Annotated in this window: 22 protein-coding genes; 13 read left to right on the top strand and 9 right to left on the bottom strand. The window is 73.2% G+C overall.

Going from position 1 to position 23,265, the window contains the following annotated elements; translation table 11 throughout:
• The first annotated feature begins 76 nt into the window (after nt 1-76).
• The 7 genes from ACYVP9_RS10400 (at nt 77) to ACYVP9_RS10370 (ending at nt 8,085) form a co-directional block, all read left to right on the top strand.
• Nucleotides 77-742, top strand: coding sequence for a redox-sensing transcriptional repressor Rex (locus ACYVP9_RS10400; protein WP_460604733.1), 666 nt, complete (start codon nt 77-79; stop codon nt 740-742).
• Nucleotides 739-2,034 carry a glutamyl-tRNA reductase gene (locus tag ACYVP9_RS10395; protein WP_460604732.1) on the top strand — a complete coding sequence of 432 codons (1,296 nt, stop codon included), beginning with the start codon at nt 739-741 and terminating at the stop codon, nt 2,032-2,034. Before ACYVP9_RS10400 ends, ACYVP9_RS10395 begins: the two co-directional genes overlap by 4 nt.
• Nucleotides 2,031-2,948 (top strand): hydroxymethylbilane synthase, encoded by a 918-nt coding sequence (gene hemC, locus ACYVP9_RS10390; protein ID WP_460604730.1) that lies wholly within the window; start codon nt 2,031-2,033, stop codon nt 2,946-2,948. The genes ACYVP9_RS10395 and hemC overlap by 4 nt, the downstream gene beginning before the upstream one ends.
• 13 nt (nt 2,949-2,961) lie before the next feature.
• Nucleotides 2,962-4,530: a bifunctional uroporphyrinogen-III C-methyltransferase/uroporphyrinogen-III synthase gene (locus ACYVP9_RS10385; protein WP_460604729.1), complete on the top strand. Its 1,569-nt coding sequence runs from the start codon at nt 2,962-2,964 to the stop codon at nt 4,528-4,530.
• 203 nt (nt 4,531-4,733) lie between these two features.
• Nucleotides 4,734-6,116, top strand: coding sequence for a hydrolase (locus ACYVP9_RS10380; protein WP_460604728.1), 1,383 nt, complete (start codon nt 4,734-4,736; stop codon nt 6,114-6,116).
• Nucleotides 6,117-6,142: 26 nt separating this feature from the next.
• Nucleotides 6,143-7,138 carry a porphobilinogen synthase gene (gene hemB, locus ACYVP9_RS10375; RefSeq protein WP_460604727.1) on the top strand — a complete coding sequence of 332 codons (996 nt, stop codon included), beginning with the start codon at nt 6,143-6,145 and terminating at the stop codon, nt 7,136-7,138.
• Nucleotides 7,135-8,085: a GNAT family N-acetyltransferase gene (locus ACYVP9_RS10370; RefSeq protein ID WP_460604726.1), complete on the top strand. Its 951-nt coding sequence runs from the start codon at nt 7,135-7,137 to the stop codon at nt 8,083-8,085. The genes hemB and ACYVP9_RS10370 overlap by 4 nt, the downstream gene beginning before the upstream one ends.
• Here the strand turns inward: ACYVP9_RS10370 and ACYVP9_RS10365 are convergent.
• Nucleotides 8,060-8,989, bottom strand: a complete 930-nt coding sequence (locus tag ACYVP9_RS10365; RefSeq protein WP_460605061.1) for a DUF389 domain-containing protein — start codon at nt 8,987-8,989, stop codon at nt 8,060-8,062. The two genes, ACYVP9_RS10370 and ACYVP9_RS10365, sit on opposite strands and share 26 nt — an antisense overlap.
• Nucleotides 8,990-9,075: 86 nt before the next feature.
• Here ACYVP9_RS10365 and hemL point away from each other — a divergent pair, with 86 nt between their 5' ends.
• A complete protein-coding gene (hemL, locus tag ACYVP9_RS10360) occupies nt 9,076-10,383 on the top strand; it encodes a glutamate-1-semialdehyde 2,1-aminomutase (RefSeq protein ID WP_460604725.1) in 1,308 nt (435 codons plus the stop codon).
• On the opposite strand, the gene ACYVP9_RS10355 is transcribed toward hemL, so the two are convergent.
• Nucleotides 10,364-11,167, bottom strand: coding sequence for a maleylpyruvate isomerase N-terminal domain-containing protein (locus tag ACYVP9_RS10355; RefSeq protein ID WP_460604724.1), 804 nt, complete (start codon nt 11,165-11,167; stop codon nt 10,364-10,366). The genes hemL and ACYVP9_RS10355 overlap by 20 nt on opposite strands.
• 89 nt (nt 11,168-11,256) lie before the next feature.
• On the opposite strand from ACYVP9_RS10355, the gene ACYVP9_RS10350 reads away from it, so the two are divergent.
• The 5 genes from ACYVP9_RS10350 (at nt 11,257) to ccsB (ending at nt 15,920) form a co-directional block, all read left to right on the top strand.
• Nucleotides 11,257-11,901 carry a histidine phosphatase family protein gene (locus ACYVP9_RS10350; RefSeq protein ID WP_460604723.1) on the top strand — a complete coding sequence of 215 codons (645 nt, stop codon included), beginning with the start codon at nt 11,257-11,259 and terminating at the stop codon, nt 11,899-11,901.
• A gap of 77 nt (nt 11,902-11,978) precedes the next feature.
• Entirely contained in the window at nt 11,979-12,554 is a 576-nt protein-coding gene (locus tag ACYVP9_RS10345) for a TlpA family protein disulfide reductase (protein ID WP_460604722.1), read from the top strand.
• Complete coding sequence (locus tag ACYVP9_RS10340; protein WP_460604721.1) at nt 12,554-13,309, top strand: cytochrome c biogenesis CcdA family protein; 756 nt, start codon at nt 12,554-12,556, stop codon at nt 13,307-13,309. Before ACYVP9_RS10345 ends, ACYVP9_RS10340 begins: the two co-directional genes overlap by 1 nt.
• Nucleotides 13,306-14,886, top strand: a complete 1,581-nt coding sequence (gene resB / locus ACYVP9_RS10335; protein WP_460604720.1) for a cytochrome c biogenesis protein ResB — start codon at nt 13,306-13,308, stop codon at nt 14,884-14,886. The genes ACYVP9_RS10340 and resB overlap by 4 nt, the downstream gene beginning before the upstream one ends.
• Nucleotides 14,883-15,920 carry a cytochrome c biogenesis protein gene (gene ccsB / locus ACYVP9_RS10330; RefSeq protein ID WP_460604719.1) on the top strand — a complete coding sequence of 346 codons (1,038 nt, stop codon included), beginning with the start codon at nt 14,883-14,885 and terminating at the stop codon, nt 15,918-15,920. The genes resB and ccsB overlap by 4 nt, the downstream gene beginning before the upstream one ends.
• A gap of 565 nt (nt 15,921-16,485) precedes the next feature.
• Here the strand turns inward: ccsB and ACYVP9_RS10325 are convergent.
• The 7 genes from ACYVP9_RS10325 to ACYVP9_RS10295 all read right to left on the bottom strand — a co-directional run bounded on the left by ACYVP9_RS10325 (nt 16,486) and on the right by ACYVP9_RS10295 (nt 23,208).
• The gene (locus tag ACYVP9_RS10325; RefSeq protein ID WP_460604718.1) at nt 16,486-18,459 is read right to left on the bottom strand and encodes a glycosyltransferase family 39 protein; all 1,974 of its coding nucleotides are present in this window, start codon (nt 18,457-18,459) and stop codon (nt 16,486-16,488) included.
• A gap of 179 nt (nt 18,460-18,638) precedes the next feature.
• Nucleotides 18,639-19,874, bottom strand: coding sequence for a glycosyltransferase (locus ACYVP9_RS10320; RefSeq protein ID WP_460604717.1), 1,236 nt, complete (start codon nt 19,872-19,874; stop codon nt 18,639-18,641).
• On the bottom strand, nt 19,871-20,098 hold the full coding sequence (locus ACYVP9_RS10315; protein WP_460604716.1) for a ferredoxin: 228 nt from the start codon (nt 20,096-20,098) through the stop codon (nt 19,871-19,873). The genes ACYVP9_RS10320 and ACYVP9_RS10315 overlap by 4 nt, the downstream gene beginning before the upstream one ends.
• The gene (locus ACYVP9_RS10310; RefSeq protein WP_460604715.1) at nt 20,095-21,336 is read right to left on the bottom strand and encodes an NADH-ubiquinone oxidoreductase-F iron-sulfur binding region domain-containing protein; all 1,242 of its coding nucleotides are present in this window, start codon (nt 21,334-21,336) and stop codon (nt 20,095-20,097) included. Before ACYVP9_RS10310 ends, ACYVP9_RS10315 begins: the two co-directional genes overlap by 4 nt.
• Nucleotides 21,333-21,929, bottom strand: coding sequence for a ferric reductase (locus tag ACYVP9_RS10305; RefSeq protein ID WP_460604714.1), 597 nt, complete (start codon nt 21,927-21,929; stop codon nt 21,333-21,335). The genes ACYVP9_RS10310 and ACYVP9_RS10305 overlap by 4 nt, the downstream gene beginning before the upstream one ends.
• Nucleotides 21,926-22,864, bottom strand: a complete 939-nt coding sequence (locus ACYVP9_RS10300; protein WP_460604713.1) for an FAD:protein FMN transferase — start codon at nt 22,862-22,864, stop codon at nt 21,926-21,928. Before ACYVP9_RS10300 ends, ACYVP9_RS10305 begins: the two co-directional genes overlap by 4 nt.
• On the bottom strand, nt 22,861-23,208 hold the full coding sequence (locus tag ACYVP9_RS10295) for a hypothetical protein (RefSeq protein ID WP_460604712.1): 348 nt from the start codon (nt 23,206-23,208) through the stop codon (nt 22,861-22,863). Before ACYVP9_RS10295 ends, ACYVP9_RS10300 begins: the two co-directional genes overlap by 4 nt.
• Nucleotides 23,209-23,265: the final 57 nt, after the last annotated feature.

Below are 23,265 nucleotides of genomic sequence, written 5' to 3'. Positions count from 1 at the left end.
GTCGAGCCAGCTTCCCTACCACACCGGGTGGCGCGCGCCGCGAGGCGGGCCGCCACACCGGACCTCCGAGGTGCCGATGACCGACCCGCGCAGCGTCCCTGACGCCACCGTCGCGCGGCTCGCCACCTACCTCGGCGTGCTGACGCAGCTGACCGAACGTTCCCTCACGACCGTGTCGTCCGAGGAACTCGCCGCCCTCTCCGGGGTGAATTCCGCGAAGCTGCGCAAGGACCTGTCCTACCTGGGGTCGTACGGCATCCGGGGCGTCGGCTACGAGATCACCACGCTCACCCAGCAGATCTCGCGGACGCTCGGACTCACCGTCCATCGCTCGGTCGCCCTCGTCGGCGTCGGCAACCTCGGCCAGGCCCTCGCGGGCTACGCGGGGTTCGCGTCCCGGGGCTTCCGGGTGGCGGCGCTGCTCGACGCCGACCCGCGCATCGTCGGCACCGACATCCACGGCATGACGGTGCGCGACATCGCCGAGCTCGACGCGGTCGTCGCCGCCGAGGGCATCACCATCGCGGTGCTCGCGGTGCCGGGCAAGGTCGCGCAGGAGTTGTGCGACCGGCTCGTCGCCGCCGGCGTCACCAGCATCCTGAACTTCGCGCCGGTCGTGGTGTCCGTGCCCGAGCACGTCGACGTCCGCAAGGTCGACCTCGCCGCGGAACTGCAGATCCTCTCGTTCCACGAGAACCGCAAGGCGGCCGCCGCCATCGCACGGAAGGCGTCCGGCTCGTGAGCATGATCGTCGTGGGTCTGTCGCACCGCACCACTCCGGTGTCGGTGCTCGAGCGCGTGTCCGTCTCGGGCGACGACCTGCGCAAGGCCCTGGACGAGTTGCACGTCGCCGAGACGATCAGCGAGGTGCTGCTGCTCTCGACCTGCAACCGGGTCGAGGTCTACGCCGACGTACCGCGCTTCCACCCCGGCGACTTCGAGATCCGTTCGGTGCTCGCCCGCCACTCGGGCATGCCGGTCGGTGACCTGTCGGAGCACTGCTACGTGCACTTCGCCGAGGCCGCCGTCGAGCACATGTTCAGCGTCGCCGCGGGCCTCGACTCGATGGTCGTCGGCGAGTCGCAGATCCTCGGCCAGCTGCGCCAGGCGTATGCACTGGGCACCGACGCCGGGTCGGTCGGCAGCGTGCTGCACGACCTCACCCAGACCGCGCTTCGGGTCGGCAAGCGGGTGCACAGCGAGACCGGCATCGACAAGGCGGGCGCCTCCATCGTGTCCGTCGCGCTCGACCGTGCGGAGGCTGCACTCGGCTCGCTGGCCGGACGCACCGCCGTGGTCGTCGGCGCCGGGTCGATGGGCGCGCTCGCCGGCGCCACCCTGCGACGGCGCGGCATCGGACGGATCGTGCTCGCCAACCGATCGCCCGAGCGCGCGGCGCGGCTCGCCGAGACGCTCGACGCGTCGACCGCCACGCTCGACGAGCTTCCCGCCGTCATCGCCGACGCCGACGTCGTGGTGTCGTGCACCGGCTCGACCGGCATCGTCGTCGAGGCCGACCAGATCGGCCCGCGCGAGGACCGTCCGCTCGTCGTGCTCGACATCGCGCTGCCGCGCGACGTCGACCCGGCCGTCGCCGTCGTCCCCGGCATCACCTACGTCGACCTCGAGTCGCTGCGCGGCGGGGCGGACGCGGACGACGACGCCGTCGCCGCGGCCACCGGCATCGTCGCCGACGAGCTGAGTGCCTACCTGATCGCGCAGCAGCGGTTGGCGGTCGCGCCGACCGTCACCGCGCTGCGCGCCCGCGCCAAGCAGGTGGTCGACGCCGAGCTGTCCCGCCTGGACGGGCGGTTGCCCGACCTCGCCCCGGGCGAGCGCCACGAGGTCGCCGAGGCCGTCCGCCGAGCCGTCGAGAAGGTCCTGCACGCGCCGACCGTCCGCGTGAAGGAACTCGCGGCCACGCCGGGCGGCGACGCCTACGCCGCCGCGCTGCGCGAGCTGTTCGGACTCGACCCGGCCGCGGCCGAGTCGGTCGCCGCCGTCAAGAAGAGCGACGGGAGGCCGGTGAGATGACCGCCGTCCGCACCATTCGCGTCGGCACCCGCGCGAGCCTGCTCGCCCGCACGCAGACCGGCCTCGTCGTCGATCGGTTGGATTCACCAACCGAGATCGTCACGATCTCCACCGAGGGCGACCGCTCGAACGAGTCGCTGACCCAGCTCGGCGGCACGGGCGTGTTCGTGTCCGCGCTGCGCAACGCGCTGCTCGCCGGTGAGATCGACATCGCGGTCCACTCCTACAAGGACCTGCCGACCGCACCCGCCGAGGGCATCGCCGTCGCCGCGGTGCCGGCCCGGGAGGACTCCCGCGACGCGCTCGTCGCCCGTGACGGCCTCACCCTCGGTGAGCTGCCGCCCGGTTCGCGGGTGGGCACCGGGTCGCCGCGGCGGGCCGCCCAGTTGCACGCGCTCGGGCTGGGCGTCGAGATCGTCGACATCCGCGGCAACATCGACACCCGGGTCCGCAAGGTCACCGAGGGCGAGCTCGACGCGGTCGTGCTCGCGCACGCCGGGTTGCGCCGCATCGGCCGGTCCGACATCGTGACCGAGTTGCTCGACCCGATCCAGGTGCTCCCCGCGCCCGCGCAGGGGGCCCTCGCGGTCGAGTGCCGCTCCGACGACACGGGAGTGCTCGAGCTGCTCGCACCGCTCGACCACGCCGAGACCCGTGCCGCCGTCGCGGCCGAGCGCGCGCTGCTGGCGACGCTCGAAGCCGGGTGCTCAGCACCCGTGGCAGCACTGGCCGAGATCGCCGAAGGCGACGACGGTCCCGAGATCTTTCTCCGTGGTTCGGTCACGGCACCCGACGGCAGCGATGCCGTCCGGCTGTCGGCGACCGGGCCGATGACAGACGCCGAGGGCGTCGGCCGGCGGCTCGCCGCCGAGCTGCTCGCCGACGGCGCCGACACGTTGATGCAGGAACGATGATGGGGAGCACCGCATGACGACCCGCGCTCGCAAGAACGTCGGCCGGATCACCTTCGTGGGATCGGGTCCCGGCGATCCCGGCCTGTTGACCGGACGGGCGTCCGACGCGATCGCGTCCGCCGACCTCGTCATCGCCGACGCCGGCGTGCCGGCCGCGATCACCGCCCTCGCCTCCGGCGAGCTGCGGCCGACCGAGGGCAACGCCGCCGACACCGCCAAGCTCGCGCTGGCCGAGGCCCGGGGGGGTCGCGGTGTCGTCCGCCTCGTCGCCGGCGACCCGTTCGTCGACGACAGCGCCGTCAAGGAGGCGCTCGCCGTCGCCAAGACCGTCGTGCCGTTCGACGTCGTGCCCGGCATCGCGCTCGGCCAGGGCACCGCCGCCTACGCCGGCGTGCCGCTCGGCTCGCTGCGCACCGAGGCCGACATCACCGAGCTCGACGAGGTCGACTACGAGACCCTCGCCGCCGCCGGCGGCACGCTCGTGATCACCGTCGAGGCGCCGGACGCCGAGCAGGTCGGTGAGCGGCTCGTCGCCAACGGCCTCAAGCCCGACACCCCTGTCGCCGTCAGCTGCGCCGGCACCACCACCGGTCAGCAGACCGTCGTGGGACAGGTCAGCGACCTCGGCCTCAGCACGGTCGGCATGAGCGGACGCGTCGTGCTCAGCATCGGCAAGGCCGCGGCGTCGCGCGACAAGCTCACCTGGTGGGAGTCGCGTCCGCTGTACGGCTGGAAGGTGCTGGTGCCGCGCACCAAGGAGCAGGCGGGCGCGATGAGCGAGCGGCTGCGCGGCTTCGGTTCGGTGCCCGTCGAGGTGCCGACCATCGCCGTCGAGCCGCCCCGCACGCCCACCCAGATGGAGCGGGCGATCAAGGGCCTCGTCACCGGCCGCTACGAGTGGATCATCTTCACGTCCACCAACGCCGTCCGCGCCGTGCGCGAGAAGTTCGAGGAGTTCGGTCTCGACGCCCGCGCCTTCGCCGGTGTGAAGATCGGCTGCGTCGGCTCGGCCACCGCCGAGGCCGTCCGCGCGTTCGGCATCAAGCCCGAGCTCGTGCCGTCCGACGAGAACGCGTCGTCCGAGGGGCTGCTCGCCGACTTCCCGCCCTACGACGAGGTGCTCGACCCGATCGACCGCGTGCTGCTGCCGCGGGCCGACATCGCCACCGAGACGCTGGCCGCCGGCCTGCGCGAGCTCGGCTGGGAGATCGACGACGTCACCGCGTACCGCACGGTGCGCGCCGCCCCGCCGGCCGCCGAGATCCGCGACGCGATCAAGTCGGGCGGCTTCCAGGCCGTGTGCTTCACGTCGTCGTCCACGGTGCGCAACCTCGTGGGCATCGCCGGCAAGCCGCACGCCCGCACCGTCGTCGCCTGCATCGGCCCGCAGACCGCCGCCACGGCCAAGGAGTTCGGCCTGCGCGTCGACGTCCAGCCGGCCGAGGCCACGGTTCCGGCGCTCATCGACGCGCTCGCCGAGTTCGCCGTCGAACGTGCCGCCGCCGAGAAGGAGAAGGCGGCCACCGCCGCGGCGAAGAAGCCCGCCCGCTCCTCGTCGTCCTCGCGGCGCGCCGCGCGCTGACACACGCTGCGTCCCGAACGGAAGGTCGCCCCCGGTGGGGGCGGCCTTCCGTCGTTTCCGGGGTTCCCACGCGGGTGCGGTCTGAAGATCGACCTCCGTTGGTGGATCTTCATGCCGGACGGGCGTCATGGCGCCGTGGGTGCCTGAAGATCTGTTCGACAGGAGTTCCCTGTATGTCCGCTTTGACCGGATATGGTGCGCGCATGCGCCTGCGTCTGTCCCTCGTCCTCGCGTCCGTCGTCGCCGCAGCGGCCTGCGGGTCGTCCGTCGTCCACCCCCAGCCGGCGACGGCGGCCGACCCGCCGTACCGGGTGCTGTTCGACGACACGTCCGCCCAGGAGGCGGGCAACGCCGACTGGATCATCTCGACGTCGAAGCCCGACCCCACGGCGCAGGACCCGGCGCCGGCGTCGGAGACCGACTGGACCGGTGGCATCTCCGCCTGGGGCGTGGCCCTGCAGAAGACCGGCGACTACGAACTGCGGACGCAGTCGTCCGGGTCGATCACCTACGGGGGGACGGGCTCGCTCGACCTGAAGAACTTCGACGCGTTCGTGATCCCGGAGCCGAACATCCTGTTCACGGCGTCCGAGAAGACGGCGATCATGACGTTCGTCGAGAACGGCGGCGGACTGTTCATGATCAGCGATCACGACCAGAGCGACCGCAACAACGACGGGTCCGACTCGGTCGACGTGCTCAACGACCTGATGACGAACAACTCCGTCGACAGCACCGACCCGTTCGGCTTCTCGATCGACTACGCCAACATCGCGAACGAGGACCCGGACGTGATCGGGTCGGCAGCGCCGTCCGCCGTGGTGAACGGACCCTTCGGCACCGTCACGGGGACGATTCTGCGCAACGGCACCACCGCCACGTTGAAGCCGTCGGACAACGCGAACGCGCACGGGGTCGTCTACCGCAGCGGGTCGTCGGCGTCCGGAACGACGGGTGCCGTCGTCGCCACCTCGACATTCGGCTCCGGACGCGTCGCATTCTGGGGCGACAGCTCGCCGATCGACGACGGCACCGGACAGTCGGGCAACACCCTGTACGACGGCTGGAACGACCCCGCCGGCACCAACGCGGCGATCGCGCTGAACGCCACCCAGTGGCTCGCGGGCGGGACGGCGACCGGTGGTGGCGGGACCGGCGGCGGCGGGACGGGCTCGTCGCTCACCAACGGCGGGTTCGAGAGCGGCACGAGCGGGTGGACGGTCTCGTCCGGCGCGTACGCCGTGACCAGCCAGCACCACAGCGGCACCCACTCGCTGCACCTCGGCGCGACGACGAACGCCACCGACACCGCGTCGCAGACCGTCACGGTGCCGTCGTCCGGGACGCTCACCTGGTGGACGCGCATGACCACCACCGAGTCGTCCGGCACGCACGACACCCTGACCGTGAAGCTCGGCGGCACCACCGTCGGCGCTGTGTCGAACACCGCGACGACCGGCGCCTGGCAGAGCCACACCGCCTCGCTCGCGTCCTACGCGGGACAGTCGGTGACGCTCGCGTTCTCCGCCGCCAACGACGCGTCGAGCCCGACGACGTTCTGGGTGGACGACGTCGCCGTCGGCTGATCGAGCCCCGTCCTACGCTGGGAAGCGTGAGCCTGCCCGAGCTGCCCCCGTTCCCGACGACCCGCCTGCGGCGCCTGCGCCGTACGCCCGCGCTGCGGCGCCTGGTGTCCGAGGTGCACGTGCGCCCGTCCGACCTCGTGCTGCCGATGTTCGTGCGCGAAGGACTCACCGAACCGCAGCCCATCTCGTCCATGCCGGGCGTCGTGCAACACAGCCTCGACTCGCTCGCGAAGGCCGCGGTCGAGGCGGTGCAGGCCGGCGTCGGCGGACTGATGATCTTCGGCGTACCGACGGACAAGGACGCCCGCGGCTCCGGCGCCGACGATCCGGACGGCATCCTCAACGTGGCGCTGCGGCGGCTGCACGACGAGCTCGGCGACGACACCGTGCTGATGGCCGACCTGTGCCTGGACGAGTTCACCGACCACGGCCACTGCGGCGTGCTCGACGCCCACGGTGCCGTCGACAACGACGCGACCCTCGAGCGCTACGAGGCGATGGCGCTCGCGCAGGCGCAGGCAGGGGCGCACCTGCTCGGCACCAGCGGGATGATGGACGGGCAGGTCGGCGCCGTGCGCCGCGCCCTGGACACGGCCGGGCACCTCGACACCGGCGTGCTCGCCTACGCGCCGAAGTACGCGTCCGGCTTCTACGGACCGTTCCGGGAGGCCGTCGACTCGTCCCTGAAGGGCGACCGCAACAGCTACCAGCAGGACGCCTCGCGCACGGTCGCGGACGCGCTGGCCGAGGTCGCGCTCGACGTCGGCGAGGGCGCCGACCTCGTCATGGTCAAGCCCGCGCTGCCCTACCTCGACATCATGCGGGCCGTGGCGGACGCGTCCCCGGTGCCGGTCGCCGCGTATCAGATCAGCGGCGAGTACGCGATGCTCGAGGCGGCCGCCGAGCGCGGCTGGATCGACCGCGAGCGGACGATGCTCGAGACCCTGACGTCGATCAAGCGGGCCGGTGCCTCGGTGATCCTGACCTACTGGGCGGTCGAGGCGGCTACGTTGCTGCGGTGACCGCCGCCGACGACACCGACGAGCACCGTCCGCAACCGCCCTTCGCGTACGTCGAGCGGCGGTCGTACCGGGAACTGCTGTGGGTGGTCGCCGCCCTCGCTCTCGGGTTCGTGCTGGACATCTCGCTCGGTGGGGCCGCCGCTCACGTCGTCGGCTGGCTGGTGGCCGCCGTGGTGCTGTGCGGGACCTTCGCGGTCATCATCGCGTCGGCCCGGGCCACCCGGTCCCTGGTCGTCACCGACGGCGAGGTGTGGGTGGGCGAGGAGGCGGTGCGCCGCGACGAGATCACGGCCGTCACGCCCGGCATCGACCGCGACCTGCCGGTGCTCGGGTGGCCGACCGGTCGCAGCGGGCGCTTCGGCGGGCTGACGCTGCACCTCGAGCGGGGCGTCGACGTCGTGGTGCCCGCGAAGCGTCCGGCCCGCTTGGCCGCCGTGCTCGGGGTCGCCGGGCCGGCGCCGGCGACCACGGTCGTGCGGGAGGCGACCGAGGACGATCTCGCGCGACTGCCCGACATCGACGACCGCGCCGAAGTCGTGTTCCGCGTGGCCGGATACGCGCTGCCGGAGCTGCCGTGGTCGCTGCCCGACGAGCGCATCGCGGTGTTCGTCGCCGGCGACCCGCCGGTCGGGTTCGCACTGCTGACCGAGGTGGACGGGCAGGCACACCTCGAGGAGATCGCCGTGCTGCCCGGGTCGATGCGCACGGGGGTCGGTGGCCGCCTGCTGGACCACGCCTGCCGGTGGGCGGCGGACGCGGGCTACACGTCGATGACGCTGTGCACCTACGCGGACGTTCCGTGGAACGGCCCCTGGTACGCCTCTCGTGGATTTGCGCGGACCAGCGATTATTCGGACGGGGTGCGGGCCCTGCGCGAGCACGAGGCCGAGGTCGGCCTCGACGCCGTCGGTGAGCGCATCGTCATGCGACGTGCCCTGGCGCCTTGACGCCGCCGCGCGTCTGCAGTCGCTCGAGCAGGACCAGGGTGGCGACCCCGGCGACCACGATGCCGATCAGGTTGATGCCGAGCTGCGCGAGCGACGGCCCCGCCTGGTCCCACTGACCCACCGTCGCGGCGACGGCCGCGTTGCCGGCGGCGGGGATCGTGGTGACCGAGATGAACACCCCGACGAGCGCCGCCGACTTGCTCGAGGTGAGCGACAACATGCCGGCGGCGCCGGCGACGATCGCCGTGACCAGGGAGAACCAGCCCGGCTGATAGATGAACTCGGTCTCGGTGTGCTTCGCGATGTCGGACGGCTCGAACAGCCCGGCCGCCCGGCCGACCACCGCGAACAGGGCCGTGACGACCATGGCGACCACGAAGCCCACGAGCAGTGCCCGCGCCGCGGCCCGCGCGATCCGCGGCTTGCGGTGCAGCAGTGCGACCGCGAGGCCCGCGAGCGGACCGAACTCGGGCCCGACCACCATCGCGCCGACGACGGTGATCGTCGAGTCGGTGACGACGCCGATCGCGGCGAGCAGGCAGGCCAGCGTCATGAAGGCGCCGAACGTCCAGGTGAGGGTCGAGTCCTCGCCGGTGCGGGCGGCGAGGTCCTCCCAGATGAGAGCGTCCGCACCCTCGCCGGGCGCGGCGTCCTCGGCCCGCCGCGCGACCTCTCCGATCGCGGTGTCGAGAGCGGTGAGGGTGACCATGCCCGCGTCGAGCACGCCGAGGTCGCGCAGGTCGTCGAGCACGCCGTCGGCGCACTCGCGGGCGAGGTCGGCCTCGAGAACGGTGCCGGACGACGACTCGCCGCGCGTACGGGCGACCGCACCGACCTCGGACTCGAGCAGTGACTCGACCGCGTCGGCGCGCTCCGCCGGACACACCACCCGCAGGTGCAGCATCGCCATGGTCGCGATCCTGCCGTCCCGCCGCCGGGAGACCGGGCGGCGCGCGGTCGCTCCGGTGACACGTTTGGCACAGTGGAGCGGTGAGCGACGCACCTGTTTCCGCCGAGCTGTTCGAGCGCGCCCAGCGCGTCATCCCGGGTGGGGTGAACTCGCCCGTCCGCGCCTTCCGCGCGGTCGGCGGCACGCCCCGGTTCATGGTGAGCGGGCAGGGTGCCCACCTGACCGACGCCGACGGCAACCGGTACGTCGACCTGGTGTCGTCGTGGGGGCCGATGATCCTCGGTCACGCGCACCCGGCGGTCGTCGAGGCGGTGCAGCGGGCGGCCTCGTCCGGGTTGTCGTTCGGCACGCCCACCGAGGGCGAGATCGAGCTGGCCGAGGAGATCGTGAACCGCATCGCGCCGGTGCAGCAGGTGCGGTTGGTCAACTCCGGCACCGAGGCGACGATGTCGGCCGTCCGCCTGGCCCGCGGTTTCACCGGACGCCACCGCGTCGTCAAGTTCGCCGGCTGCTACCACGGCCACGTCGACGCGTTGCTCGCGTCGGCGGGGTCGGGCGTCGTCACCCACGGCCTGCCCGACACCCCCGGAGTCACCGGCGCGCAGACCGCCGAGACGATCGTGCTGCCGTACAACGACCTCGACGCCGTCGAGCAGTGCTTCGCCGAGAACGGTGCCGACATCGCGTGCGTCATCACCGAGGCCGCCGCCGGCAACATGGGCGCGATCGCCCCCGTCGACGGATTCAACGCAGGACTGCGCGAAATCACGTTCAAGCACGGCGCCCTGCTGATCATGGACGAGGTCATGACGGGGTTCCGGGTCTCGTCCGCAGGGTGGTACGGCCTCGACGCCGTCGACGCCGACCTGTTCACGTTCGGCAAGGTGATGTCCGGCGGGCTGCCTGCCGCGGCGTTCGGCGGACGGGCGGACGTCATGGCCAAGCTCGCGCCGGCCGGGCCGGTGTATCAGGCGGGCACGCTGTCGGGGAACCCGGTGGCCGTGGCGGCCGGCCTCGCGACGCTGCGCACGGCGGACGAGTCGACGTACCGGGCGCTCGACGAGAACGCCCGCCTCATCGGACAGCTGGCCTCGGCCGCGCTGAGCGCCGAGGGTGTCACGCACCAGCTGCAGTACGCCGGCAACTTCTTCTCGATCTTCTTCGCCGACCGTCCGGTGCGCGACTTCGCCGCGGCGCAGGCGGCCGAGACCTGGCGCTACCGGGCGTTCTTCCACGCCATGCTCGACGCCGGCGTCTACCTGCCGCCGAGCGCCTTCGAGGCCTGGTTCGTGAACGCGGCGATCGACGCCGACGCGCTCGGCGTGATCGAGGCCGCGCTGCCCGGCGCGGCGAAGGCCGCGGCCGCCGCTACTGCACCCCCGCGCTGACCAGCTCGCGGAACTGTTCGAGATGTGAGGCGTCGCCCGCGGTGTCGACGCCGCCGTGGCCGGGCCGGTTCCACAACCAGGCGTCGAGGTCGGCGGCGGGTGCGGCGACGGTGAACGTCGGGTCGCCCGCCGGGACGAGGTCGAGCGCCGGCACCGCCCGGTAGGTCTTCGCGGTGTCGGGTGACGTGCCCGACCAGGCCCCGAGCCGGACGAGGTGCTCGGAGCCGGTGTCGGTGGCGTGGACGCGGCCGACGGCATCTGACAGCTGCCAGCCGGCCCAGCCGGGACGCCACGCCTTCGAGTAGCGCAGCACCACCTCGACGCCGTCGTCGGCGAGCTCGGTGGGCAGCGGAGCGAACGTGCCCGCGACCGACTCGGCGTCGACGCGGTGCATCAACGCCTCGTGCGCCTGCCAGCGCCGCACGAAGCCGACCGTCTGCTCGGGTGCCCACGTCCAGACCGGGGTGGCGTCGTCGGCGGCCGACAGGGCGCCGAGCAGGTCGTCGGTGGCCTGCTCGAACCGCTGCGCGAGGTCGGCGTGGTCGCCGGGACGGGCCGGGGCGGCCGCCTCGAGCTGCTCGATCGCGTCGCCGTCGGTGACGCCGTTCGCGACCAGGGTGGCCCAGAACCAGTGCACGTCGGTGAGGTGCCAGAGCAGGTCGCCGGCCGTCCAGTCGGGGCACGTCGGCACCGGCGCGGCGGGGTCGGCGTCACGCAGCAGCGTCAGGAAGTGCAGCGACTCGGACCGCACATGGGCGAGCAGTTCGTCTCCGGACAGGCTCATGGCCGGACGGTAGCGCCGGTGGCCGACATGGTCCGTCCGGTCGGTGGGGACGCCGCGCGGTCGCACCAACCGTTTGGGACCATGCCGGGGTGCCCGATCTCGTGACCGTCCATCTGCTGCGCCACGGCGAGGTGCACAACCCCGAGGGTGTGCTCTACGGCCGCCTGCCCGGCTTCCGGCTCAGCGACCTCGGGCGGCGGCAGGCCGTCGCGGCCGCCGAGTGGCTCGCCGCCCGTCCGATCGGGTATCTCGTCGCCTCCCCGCTGCAGCGGGCGCAGGAGACCGCCGCCCCGCTCGCCGAGCGCACCGGACTCGCGATCGCCACGGACGAGCGACTCATCGAGGCCGGCAACAAGCTCGAGGGACGGCCGGTGGCCGGGGGCAAGAACCTGTTCCGCGACCCCCGCATGTGGTGGAACTTCCGTAACCCGCTGCGCCCCTCGTGGGGCGAGCCGTACACCGAGATCGCCGACCGCATGCTCGCGGCCGCGCGCAGCGCCCGCGCCGAAGCCGTCCGGGCGGACGCGCCCGAGGCCGTCTGCGTGAGCCACCAGTTGCCCGTCGTCTGCGCCGCACGGCGGGCTCAGGGCCAGCGCCTGGCGCACGACCCGCGGCGCCGTCGGTGCTCGCTGGCGTCCGTCACGTCGCTGGTGTTCGACGGCGACGTCGTCGTCCGCGTCGACTACCACGAGCCGGCGGCGAACCTGCCCGCCGGCCACGGCGCGGGGGCTTGACAGCCGGGGGTCATCGCCTTCACAGCTGCTGAACCCGGCGACCGTCCGCGACCGCCGATGACGCACACTGGACGACGATGAAGCGACGCCTGGTCCACCGTCTCGCCGCCCTGGTCTGCGCGGCGGGCACCACGCTGACGCTCGCCGCGTGCACGAGCGACAGCAGTGACTCCAAGACCTACTCCTTCGACGGCGCGACCAAGATCGGCTCCGTCATCCCGAAGGCCGACCGCAAGCCCGCGCCGGCCATCGAGGCGCAGCTGCTCGACGGCGGGTCGACCACCCTCGCCTCGCGCAAGGGCAAGATCGTCGTGATGCCGTTCTGGGCGTCGTGGTGCGGTCCGTGCCGGGTCGAGATGCCCTCGCTGCAGGACGACGAGAAGCAGCTCGCGTCGAAGGGCGTGACCCTGCTCGGGGTCAACACCAAGGACGACCGGGACGCCGCGAAGTCGTTCCTGCAGGGCAACAAGGTGACCTTCCCGAGCGTCTACGACCAGCCCGGTGACGTCGCCGCCGACCTCGGCAACATCCCGGGCAGCCTGCCGTTCACCGTCCTCGTCGACGGCCGTGGCGAGGTCGCCGCCGTCTACATCGGCCGCTACTCGCCCGTCGACCTCAACCGCGCCGTCGCGAAGCTGCGCGCGGAGGGCTGATGATCCTCGCCGAGGGCGGCCTGTCGGGCACGGTCGAGACGGGTCCGCTCGTCGTCGCCGCCGGCGTCGCGCTGCTCGTCGGCGTCATCGGTTTCCTCTCGCCGTGCGTGCTGCCGCTCGTGCCGGGTTACCTCTCCTACGTCGCCGGGCTGTCGGGTGACTCCGAGAAGCCGAGCCAGCGCCGCATGCTGCTCGGTGCGTTCCTGTTCGTGCTCGGCTTCAGCGCCGTGCTCGTCACCCAGGGGACGTTGTTCGGCAGCGTCGGCGGGTTCGTCCGCGAGCACCAGCAGGCGCTCGAGCGCGTCTTCGGCGTCGTGACCATCGTCCTGGGTGTCGTCTTCCTCGGCGGGTTCGGGTTCCTGCAGCGCGAGGTCAAGTTCCACCGCCTGCCCCGCGCCGGTCTGCTCGGCGCCCCGCTGCTCGGGCTCGGCTTCGGCCTGGCCTGGACGCCCTGTCTGACGCCGACGTTCACCACCGTCTTCACGCTCGCGCTCACCGAGGGCTCGGCCGGACGCGGCGCGTTGCTCACCCTCTTCTACTGCCTGGGGCTCGGCATCCCGTTCCTGCTCGTGGCCGCGGGCTTCGGCTGGATGTCGTCCGCCCTGGCGTTCGTCCGCCGCCACCGCCGCGTCATCAGCGGCATCGGTGGTGCGCTGCTCATCGTCATCGGGGTCCTGCTGGTCAGCGGCCTGTGGAACGAGCTGATGATCCAGCTGAAGACGAGCGTCCCGAACGACGCCGGGGTGCAGGTGTGATCCCCGTCCTGCGGCGCTCCTGGCGCTCGCTCACGAGCATGCGGACGGCGCTGATCCTGCTGTTCCTGCTCGCGGTCGCCGCGGTGCCCGGGTCGCTGCTGCCGCAGCGTCCGCTGGGCAACGGACCGGTGGACGAGTACCTGAGGGACCACGGTGGCTGGGGACGTTTCCTCGACCGGCTCGGCATGTTCGACGTGTTCGGGTCGGTGTGGTTCGCGGCGATCTACCTGCTGCTGTTCGTCTCGCTCGTGGGCTGCCTGATCCCGCGCATCCGCGTCTACGCCCGCTCGCTGCGCCGCCGACCGCTGCCCGCGCCGCGGCACCTGAGCAAGCTGCCCGAGGCCGCCCGGTTCGAGACGTCGGTGCCCGCCGTCGAGTACACCGACGCCGCGCGCGAGGTGCTGGGTCGCCGCTGGCGCGTCGAACGGCGGACGGAGAAGTCGGGCGCGACGACGCTGTCGGCCGAGAAGGGCTACTCCCGCGAGGCCGGCAACCTGCTGTTCCACGTGGCGCTGCTCGTCTCACTGCTGCTCGTCGCCGTCGGACGGCTCTACAACTACGAGGGCAGCGTCGTCGTCACCGAGGGCACCGGCTTCTGCAACACGATCACCCAGTACGACGAATGGCGTCCCGGGCGGCTCGCCGCATCGGGTGACGTGCAGCCCGGCCCGTTCTGCATCAGCAAGCTGGACAAGTTCAGCGCGCAGTACACCGACGGCGCGCCGACCTCGTACCGCGCCGACGTCACATACCGCTCGCCCCGCACCGCGGCGCCGAAGGACGCGACGATCACCGTCAACAACCCGCTGCGGCTCGACGGCGACCGCGTGTACCTGATCAACCACGGCTTCGCGCCCACCATCACCGTCCGCATGCCCGACGGCACCGTCCGCCGGTCGGTGACGCAGAACTTCCTGCCGACCAACGGGACGACCTACTACTCCGAGGGCGCGTTCAAGCTCGACGGGCCGGCCGACACCCGGCAGGACATCGGTATCTCGGCGTTCTTCGCTCCCACCCCGGCCGAGACGTCCCCGAACGTCTTCACCTCGACGTCGCCGGTCGCGAAGAACCCCGTCCTGGGCATGTTCGTCTACCAGGGCACGATCAATCCCAACGGCGAGCCCGAGTCGGTGTACTCGCTGAAGACCGACGGCCTCAAGCGGATCGGGGCCATCAACCTGCGGCAGGGCGAGAGCCGAACGCTCGCCAACGGCGTCCGCATCACGTTCGACGGCTGGAAGCAGTGGGCCAGCCTGCAGGTCTCGCACGACCCGGCGCAGAGCTGGTTGCTCGTGGGCGCCGGCGCGATGGTCATCGGGCTCGCGCTGTCGCTCGGCGTCCGCCGTCGGCGGCTCTGGATCCGCGTCACCCCGTCGGGCGGCGACAGCGGCGGATCGCCTACCGTGGTCACTGTCGGCGGCCTCGCCCGCAGCGATTCCGGCAACTTCACGTCCGAGTTCGAGGCGTTGCTGCAGCGACTGCAGGGTGCCGGCACGCGGGCCGCGCCGTCCGACGGCTCGCACGACAGCGTTCCCGAACCGGACGCGGTCGGCAGCGGAAGGGAACGACAGTGACACCGACAGTGCTTCTCGCCGAGGGCATCAACGGCCGCATGGCCCACCTGTCCGACACGCTGTTCACCACCGCGATCGCGGTGTACGCGCTCGCGATGGTGGCCTACATCGCCGAGTACGCGTTCGGCCGGGTCGCGCGCACGAGCAGCGAGCGGGCCGAACGGGCGCTCGTCGGCTCGGGCGGACCGTCCGTCACGACGGTGCCGCTGCCGGGCGACGCCGTGCCGCCCGCCCCGCCTGCGCGCCGCAAGCGCCTGTTCGCCGACAAGGCCGGGCGGTTCGCGCTCGCCGTCACCGTCGTCGGGGCGATCGTGCACACCGGCTCGATCCTGGTGCGCGCGCTCGCGGTCGACGCGGTGCCGTGGTCGAACATGTACGAGTTCGCGTCGGTGTCCGGCCTGGTCGCCGTGCTCGCGTTCCTCGGCGTGATGTGGAAGGCCCCGCAGCTGCGCCACCTCGGCGGCTTCATCCTGCTGCCGGTGCTGCTGCTGATGTTCGCGGCCGGCACCATCTTCTACGGCGAGGCGCAGAAGCTCGTCCCCGCACTGCAGTCGTACTGGCTGGCGATCCACGTCTTCCTCGTCTCGATCGGCGAGGGCGCGCTGATGACGAGTGCGGTGCTCACCGCGCTCTACCTGGTGAAGGCGCGGCACGACAAGCGCGCCGCGTCCGGCGTCGTGCAACCGGGCGCGCTGACGAACCTGGCGCAGCGCCTGCCCGCCGCGGAGACCCTTGACAAGGCCGCGTACCGCGTCGTCGCGTTCTCGTTCCCGCTCTACACGGTCGCTGTCATCTGCGGCGCCATCTGGGCCGAGGCCGCCTGGGGCCGGTACTGGGGCTGGGACCCGAAGGAGACGTGGGCGTTCATCGTCTGGGTCATCTACGCCGGGTACCTGCACGCCCGCGCCACCGCCGGCTGGAAGGGCCGGGCCGCCGCCTGGATCAATCTCGCCGGCTTCGGCGCGATCATCTTCAACTTCGTCATCGTGAACCTGGTCGTGAAGGGCCTGCACTCCTACGCCGGAGTCAGCTGACCGCTCCCTCCCCGACGCACGGGCCCGGACGTAGACGAGGCCCGAGCAGATTCGGGGGGGACCTGCTCGGGCCTCGGGCCTCCGCAGATCGGGGGGGTCCGCGGCGGTTCACCAGGTACAACGACCGTCTCCGATTCAGGTATCGGGACCAAGGTCCCGAATGTGAAGCGTGCGTTAGTTGGACAAACGTCTCGGTTCGGACGGCCCGGCGCGGCCCGGGCCCCATGGCGGCGTCGTCCGGACGCACCTTCCGCGGCGCTGTGGTGGGGCCAGGAACGCGGGCCGGGCCGGCTGGGCCCCATGGCGGCGTCGTCCGGACGCACCTTCCGCGGCGCTGTGGTGGGGCCAGGAACGCGGGCCGGGCCGGCTGGGCCCCATGGGGGCGTCGTCCGGACGGGCTTTCCGCGGCGCTGTGGTGGGGCCAGGCACGCGGGCCGGGCCGGCTGGGCCCCATGGGGGCGTCGTCCGGACGGGCTTCCCGCGGCGCTGGGATGGGGCCAGGCACGACACGACGGTGCGTGGCGACCCGGGCTCGGGCCGCCACGCACCGTGGCGCGCGCGGCGGTCAGCCGGCGGTCAGGTCGTACACCGTCGAGCCGCCGATCGTGCTCGACGTGAACGTCGAGGTCACCCACTGCTGGATCGCGTACGCGGTGGACGTCGACCGGTCGGTCGAGCCGATGAAGCCGCGGCCGTCCGCGACGTAGTAGTGGATCCGCCCAGCGGCGACGAGGGCCTTGAACCGCGCGAGGGTGATCGCGTCGTCGGTGCCGTTGAAGCCGCCCAGTGCGGCCACCGATTCACCGGTCGCCAACTCGAGCGACGCCGCCTCGTTGGCGCTCGTCGTCGCCGCGACCCAGGTGTAGTCGCCCGCGTTCTTCTGCAGTGCGGCCACGAGCGCCTGGTCGACCGAGGACGCACCGCCGAGGCCGCCGCCCATCCCGCCGCCCATCCCGCCGCCCATCCCGCCGACGGGGGTGCCGCCACCGGTGGTGCGGGGCCCGCCGCTGGGCATCGTGCCCGTGCCGTTGGTGGTGCCCGTGCCGTTGGTGGTGCCGCCCGGGAAGCCGCCGTCCGGAATCCCGCCCGGTATGCCCCCCGGCATCCCGGCGCCGCCGTTCCCTCCGGGCCCGCGGTTCCCGCCGGGCCCTCGGTTCCCGCCGGGCCTACCGCCGAAGCCGGCGGACGTCGCCGGTCCGGCCGTGGGAAGGGCCCCGGTGTGGGCGGTCGCCGCTGTCTGCAGCGCGTACGACGCGGGTGCGACGAGCAGCGCGAGCGCGACCACGGGCGCGACGATCGCGCCGCGCACCCGTCCGCCCGCCAGGACCAGACCGACGGCGGCCGCGCCGGCGAGCAGCACGATCCACCGCAGCTCGGGATGCCAGTCGGCGCGGCCGAGCAGCGCGTACGACCAGAACGCGGTCGCGGCGAGCAGGTCCGCGTTCAGTACGCGGGCGATGAGCTCGTCGCGCCGCTGCCACGACGTCGCGACGCCCATGCCGACGAGCGCAGCGATCGCCGGAGCGAGGGCGACCGTGTAGTACGCGTGGATGATGCCGCTGGCGAAGGAGAGGACGACACCGGTGACCAGCAGCCAGCCACCCCACGCGATGGTCGCGGCGCGCAGCAGATCGGTGCGCGGACGTCCCCGCGTCGCCCACGCCAGCGCGCCGATCGCGAGCAGTGCCGCCGGAAGCAGGAAGCTGATCTGCGATCCCATCTCGGAGTCGAACAGCCGCGCCCAGCCCGTCTGGCCGGACGAGAATCCGCCGCCGGTGTTGCCGCCGACGCCACCGTTGTTGTCCGACCCGGTGAGCCGGCCGATGCCGTTGTAGCCGAACACGAGCTGCAGCACGCTGTTGTCCGTCGAGCCGCCGACGTACGGACGTGACCCGGCCGGCCACAGCTCGACGAGCGCGATCCACCAGCCGGCCGAGACGACGAGCGCGGCACCGCCGGCGAGCAGGTGCACGATGCGCCGGCGCAGCGGGGTCGGCGCGGCGACAAGGTAGGCGAGCGCGAACGCCGGCAGCACCAGCAGGCCCTGCAGCATCTTGGTGAGGAACGCGAAGCCGAGGCAGGTGCCGGCAAGGGCGAGCCATCCCGGTCCGGCCTGTTCGACCGCGCGGACGGTCGCGTAGGCGGCCGCGGTCATGAGCAGGACGAGCAGCGCGTCCGGGTTGTCGTAGCGGAACATCAGCGCCGCGACCGGGGTGAACGTGAGGGCCGCGCCGGCGAGCAGGCCCGCGGACGGCCCGGACACCCGCTTGACCGTCGCGTACAGCAGGGCGACGGCGGCGACGCCCTCGAGGGCCTGCGGCACGAGGATCGCCCACGAGTTGACGCCGAACAGGTACACGGAGACGTCCATGACCCACAACGACGCCGGGGGTTTGTCGACGGTGATGTAGTTCGACGCGTCGAGCGAGCCGAACAGGAACGCGGTGAAGCTCTTGCTTCCCGCCTGCGCGGCGGCGGCGTAGTACTGGTTCGCCCAGCCCGAGGCCGACAGGTCCACGAGGTACAGCAGCGCGGTCACGCCGAGGAGTGCGGCGAGGTGCGCGCGGTGGTCGGCCGCGGCGCGCGCCGCCCGACTCCGTCCCCAGGGCTGTCGAGTGGCGCGATTTCCGGTCGGGTGGCGCGATGTATCGCGCCAGTCGACCGATTCCGCGCCACTCGACGGCATGGGGGGCAGGGGCGGCTGGGACGTCGAGGTGGTCATGTGGTGGCCTTCCGGGTCTTCTCGGTGGCGCGAGCGGTGCGTCCGAAGACCCACTCGCGGAACAGGACGAAGCGCAGGGCGGTGGCGAGCAGATTGGCGGCGACCAGGACCGACACCTCGAGGGTCCGGCCGGGGCTCGTGACGAGGTGGGTCAACCCCCACAGCGAGCCGCTGGTCAGCGCAAGACCGACGGCGAACACGACGAGCCCCTGCAGTTGATGACGGCCGTGGCCGGCGCCGCGCACGCCGAAGGTCAGGCGGCGGTTGGCGGCGGTGTTCGCGACCGCGGTGGCGAGCAGGGCGGCCAGGTTCGCTGACTGCGCGCCGAGCGTGGGCCGCAGCAGCACGAACAGCACGAGGTACGCCAGCGTCGACAGCGCGCCTATGGCGGCGAAGCTGAGCGCCTGCCACGTCAGCCGCGGCGGGACGCCCGCGACGGCGGTGTCCCGTCCGGCCGCGCGGCGGAAGTCCGACAGCGGAACGTCCCCACGCACCAGTGCCCGACCGATTCGCGCGATACCGCGCAAATCATCTTTGGCAGTGGCGACGATGTCGACGCGGCTGTCGGGATCGTCGACCCAGTCGACGGGCACCTCGGCGATGCGCAGGCCGCTGCGTTCGGCGAGCACGAGCAGCTCGGTGTCCCAGAACCAGGAGACGTCCCGGACGTGGGGCAGCAACTCGCGGGCGATGTCCGTCCGCATCGCCTTGAACCCGCACTGTGCGTCCGAGAAGCGTGTGCGCAGCGTCGTGCGCAGGATCAGGTTGTAGGAGCGCGAGATGAACTCCCGCTTCGGGCCGCGCACCACCCGCGACGAGCGCGACAGCCGCGAACCGATCGCGACGTCGCTGTGCCCTGTCAGCAGCGGAGCCACCAGTGGCAGCAGCGCGGCGAGATCGGTCGAGAGGTCGACGTCCATGTACGCGACGACGCGGGCCTCGCTCGAGCCCCACACGTGGTTCAGGGCGCGGCCGCGTCCCTTCTCGTCGAGGTGCACGGCGCGCACGCCGTCGAGCTCCGCGGCCAGGGCGGTCGCGCAGGCCCAGGTGCCGTCCGTGCTGGCGTTGTCGGCGATCGTGATGACGGCCTCGAACGGGAAGTCCCGCCGCAGGAAGGCGTGCAGCCGGCGGACGCCGGGCGCGAGATCGGTCTCCTCGTTGTGGACGGGAACGACGATCTCGACATCGGTCGCGCGGACGGTGGCGCCGGCCGGTTCGGCGAGGGCGGTCACCGGGTGGCCTTGCGCGACGGCGCGGAAGGGGCGGGTTCGAGTCGCAGCGCCAGGGCGGGGCACGCGGCGGCCGCGCGGCGCGCGTCGGCGAGCGCGGCATCGGGCACGGCCCCGTCGGGCAGCACCGGGAAGCCCCACTCGTCGAGCCTCACGACGCCGGGCAGCAGCGCGGCGCACAGCCCGTGCCCGTCGCAGCGGTGCCAGTCGATCTGCAGCGCGGTCACGACGCGTCCCCCAGCGGCAGGTGCCCGAGCACGGGACGTCCGCAACCGCCGTGCCTGCGGTGATCGCCGGCCTCGTCGTGCAGCAGGTGCACGGCCGAGGTGACGAAGCGGGCGGCGCCGTCGGGATGTGCGCAGGCGCCGCGTCGATCGACGGCGCGGGCGTGGCCCAGCGCGGCCGCGGCGCCGGACGGGTGCCCCGCGGCGAGCGCACGCACGTCGGCGGCGAGGGCCGGCAGGCCGAACGCGCACGGACCGCACTGGCGTGCCGACTGTGCGGCCAGCCAGTCGGTGACGCGGGCGAGCTCGCCGAGCGCGCAGGTGTCGCGACCGACCACCGCGACCACGCCGGCGCCGAAGGCGCCCCCGGCGGAGGCGACCCCCGCGCGGCTCAGCCGCAGCTGCGACACCGGCGCCAGCCACGTCCCGTGGTACCCCCCGGTGACCACGGCCGTGGCCGGCGCCGCGTGCGCCGCGGCGAGCACGATGCCCAGCGGCGTCCCCAGCGGTACCTCGACGACACCCGGACGTCCGACGGCGCCGCCGACGCTGAGCAGCGTGGTCCCCGGCTCGTCCGCCGTGCCGGTCTCGCCGAAGCGGTGCGGGCCCAGGCGCAGCAGCACCGCGAGCTGCGCGAACGTCTCGACGTTCGACAGCAGCGTCCCGTCCGCGGTCGGCGGACGGCGCCGTCCGGGTGGCAGCGCGATGCCGGTGCGCAGCGCGCGGACGACGGCCCGCGCCTCGCCGGCGACGAAGCCACCGGCGATCACCCGCACCGAGACCCGCTGGGTGTCGTGCCGCTCGGCAACGGCGGCCCGGACGCTCGCGGCCGTCCGCTCGTCGTGCACGGCGACGGTGACGTCGCGTGCCCCGACCGCGGAGGCGATGGTGACCGCGCCGTCGAGCACCAGGTGCGGCGCGCGGCGCAGCAGGGTGCGGTCCTTGCGGCTCGCGGGCTCGCTCTCGGTGCCGTTGACGACCACGGTGCGCGGCCCGTCCGGCGGCAGTGCGCGCAGCTTGGCGGCGAGGGGGAAGCCGGCGCCGCCGCGACCGGCGATGCCGGCGGCGTCGACGAGCGCGAGCAGCCGGTCCAGGTCGGCCACGGGCAACGGACCGTGGGCGCGCAGGTGAGCCGCGCGGTCGAGCCGCGGGGCGGTGTCGAGCCCGGCGAGCAGGCGAGGTGCACCGACCGTCCAGACGGAGGTGTCCAGCGGTGGGGTGCGGGCGAGCAGCGCGGTCATCGCACGGCTCCTTCCAGGTGTCCGGTGGTTCGGGCGGGGCGGACGAGCAGGCCGTCGGACGTGCGCACGGGACGGGTGGCCAGACGGGTGGTGACGGCGGTCGCGACCGCGGCGATGCAGGCGACGTAGATCAACCGCACCCACCCGGCGGAGCTGTCGCTGCCGGACGTGAAACCGTGCGCGGCCGCGGCGGCCCAGGCGGCGTAGCCGAGCGCGTGCAGCCCGCGCCAGGTGCGTGTCGCCCGCTGGCTCGCGGCCAGGCGGCCCCGGGCCAGCCCGAGCGCGGCGACGCCCAGCATCAGGTAGACGGCGACGGTGCCCAGTGCGATCCAGGCGGGCCGGTAACCGGACGCGAACGGCACGAGCGCACCGCGCCAGCCGACCTCGGCGAACGGGTCCATCAGGATCGTCACCAGGTGCAGGCCGAGGGTGATCAGCCCGAGGCCGGCCGCGGCACGGTGCACGTACTGCAGCACGTAGCGGCGTCCGGGAGCGGTGGTCCGGCGTGACCCCAGTGCGCCGAGCGCAGTGGTCATGGTCAGCAGCACGAGCGCGGCCAGGCCGGCGCCCCGGGCGATGTACCACGTGGTCACGACGCCTCACCCGCCACGGGCAGCGCGGGCCAGCCGCCGAGCGTGAGCACGGTGCCGCCCTGGTCGACGAGCCGGACGGCGTGCCCGCGAGCGCGCAGCCACTCACGGGCGCCGGCACCCTTCACGATCGCGGCCGTGCTCGCGGTGTTGGCCGCGAGCGCCGAGCCGGCGGCGACAGTGGCGGTGCGCCACGGACCGTTCACCGGGGCGCCCGTGGCCGGGTCGACGATGTGGTGCACGGTGCGCCCGGCCTGCGTCCAGGTGCGGACGGTCGTGGTCGACGTCGTGAGCCCGCCGCTGCGCAGCCGCACCAGCTGGCCGTTGCCGCCGGCGTGCTCGGCGACGCGGACGACCCACCCGTCCGGGTGGTGGCCGGCGACGGCGATGTCGCCGCCGAGCTCGACGAGCACGCCGCAGTGGTGCCGCGCGGCGATCAGCTGCGCGGCCCGGTCGGCCGTCCACGCCTTGGCGGTGGCACCGAGGTCGAGGGCGGTGCCGCGCGGCACGGTGATCAGGCCGGCCTCGCGATGCAGCCGCACGTCCCGCCACCGTCCTGGGTGGGTGGTGGCGGTGACGGGGCGTTCCGTGCCGGAACCGGCACGGAGCTCGGCGACGTCCCGGTCGTAACCGAGGCGGCGCATCGCGAGGCCGACAGTGGGGTCGACGCTGCCGTCGGTGGTGGCGGCGGCGTCGAGGGCTGCCGCGACGAGGTCGGCGAGCAGCTTCGGGACGGGCACGGGACGCCCGGCGTGGTGGTTGGCCAGCGACAGCGCCGAGTCGGCGCGGAACCGGCTGGCGACGGCGTCGACACGGTCGAGCAGGCCGTCCAGGTCGCGCCCGGCGGCGGCGAGCACCCGCGGGTCGGTGACCACGAGGCGCACGGTGCAGCTCCACGCGGTGCTCTCGCGGGTGGCGGGGGTGAGCACGGCGGTCATGACCCGTTGCTCCCGCCCTGAGCGGTGCCGTTCTGGTCGGTGGTGCCGAGCTGACCCTGCTGTCCCTGCCGGCTTCCGCCGTTCGTCGTGCCGTCGTCGGTGGTGCCGTCGTGGGTCGTGCCGTCGTCGGTGGTGGCGCCGCCGTTCGTGGTCGTGCCGCCGGTGCCGGTGGTGTCGGACGTCGTGCCGGTGCCGCCGGAGGCGGACGACGACTGGTCGGTGACGATGCCGGCGACGAGGCCGCCGGTGAGCAGCACGGCGGCGACGCCGGTCGCGGCGGCGGCGGTGCGGGCGCGGCTGCGCAGGGCGTGGAACCCGGAAGTGCGGGGTGGGTGGCTGGTCATGCCGAGAACGATCGCCTCGGGCACCTCAGGCACACGTCACGGAAACCTCAAGGCTTC

Source organism: Jatrophihabitans fulvus (assembly GCF_054781375.1).
Note: the sequence above shows the minus strand (reverse complement) of the source record. Positions and strands in the feature narration are given on the sequence as shown.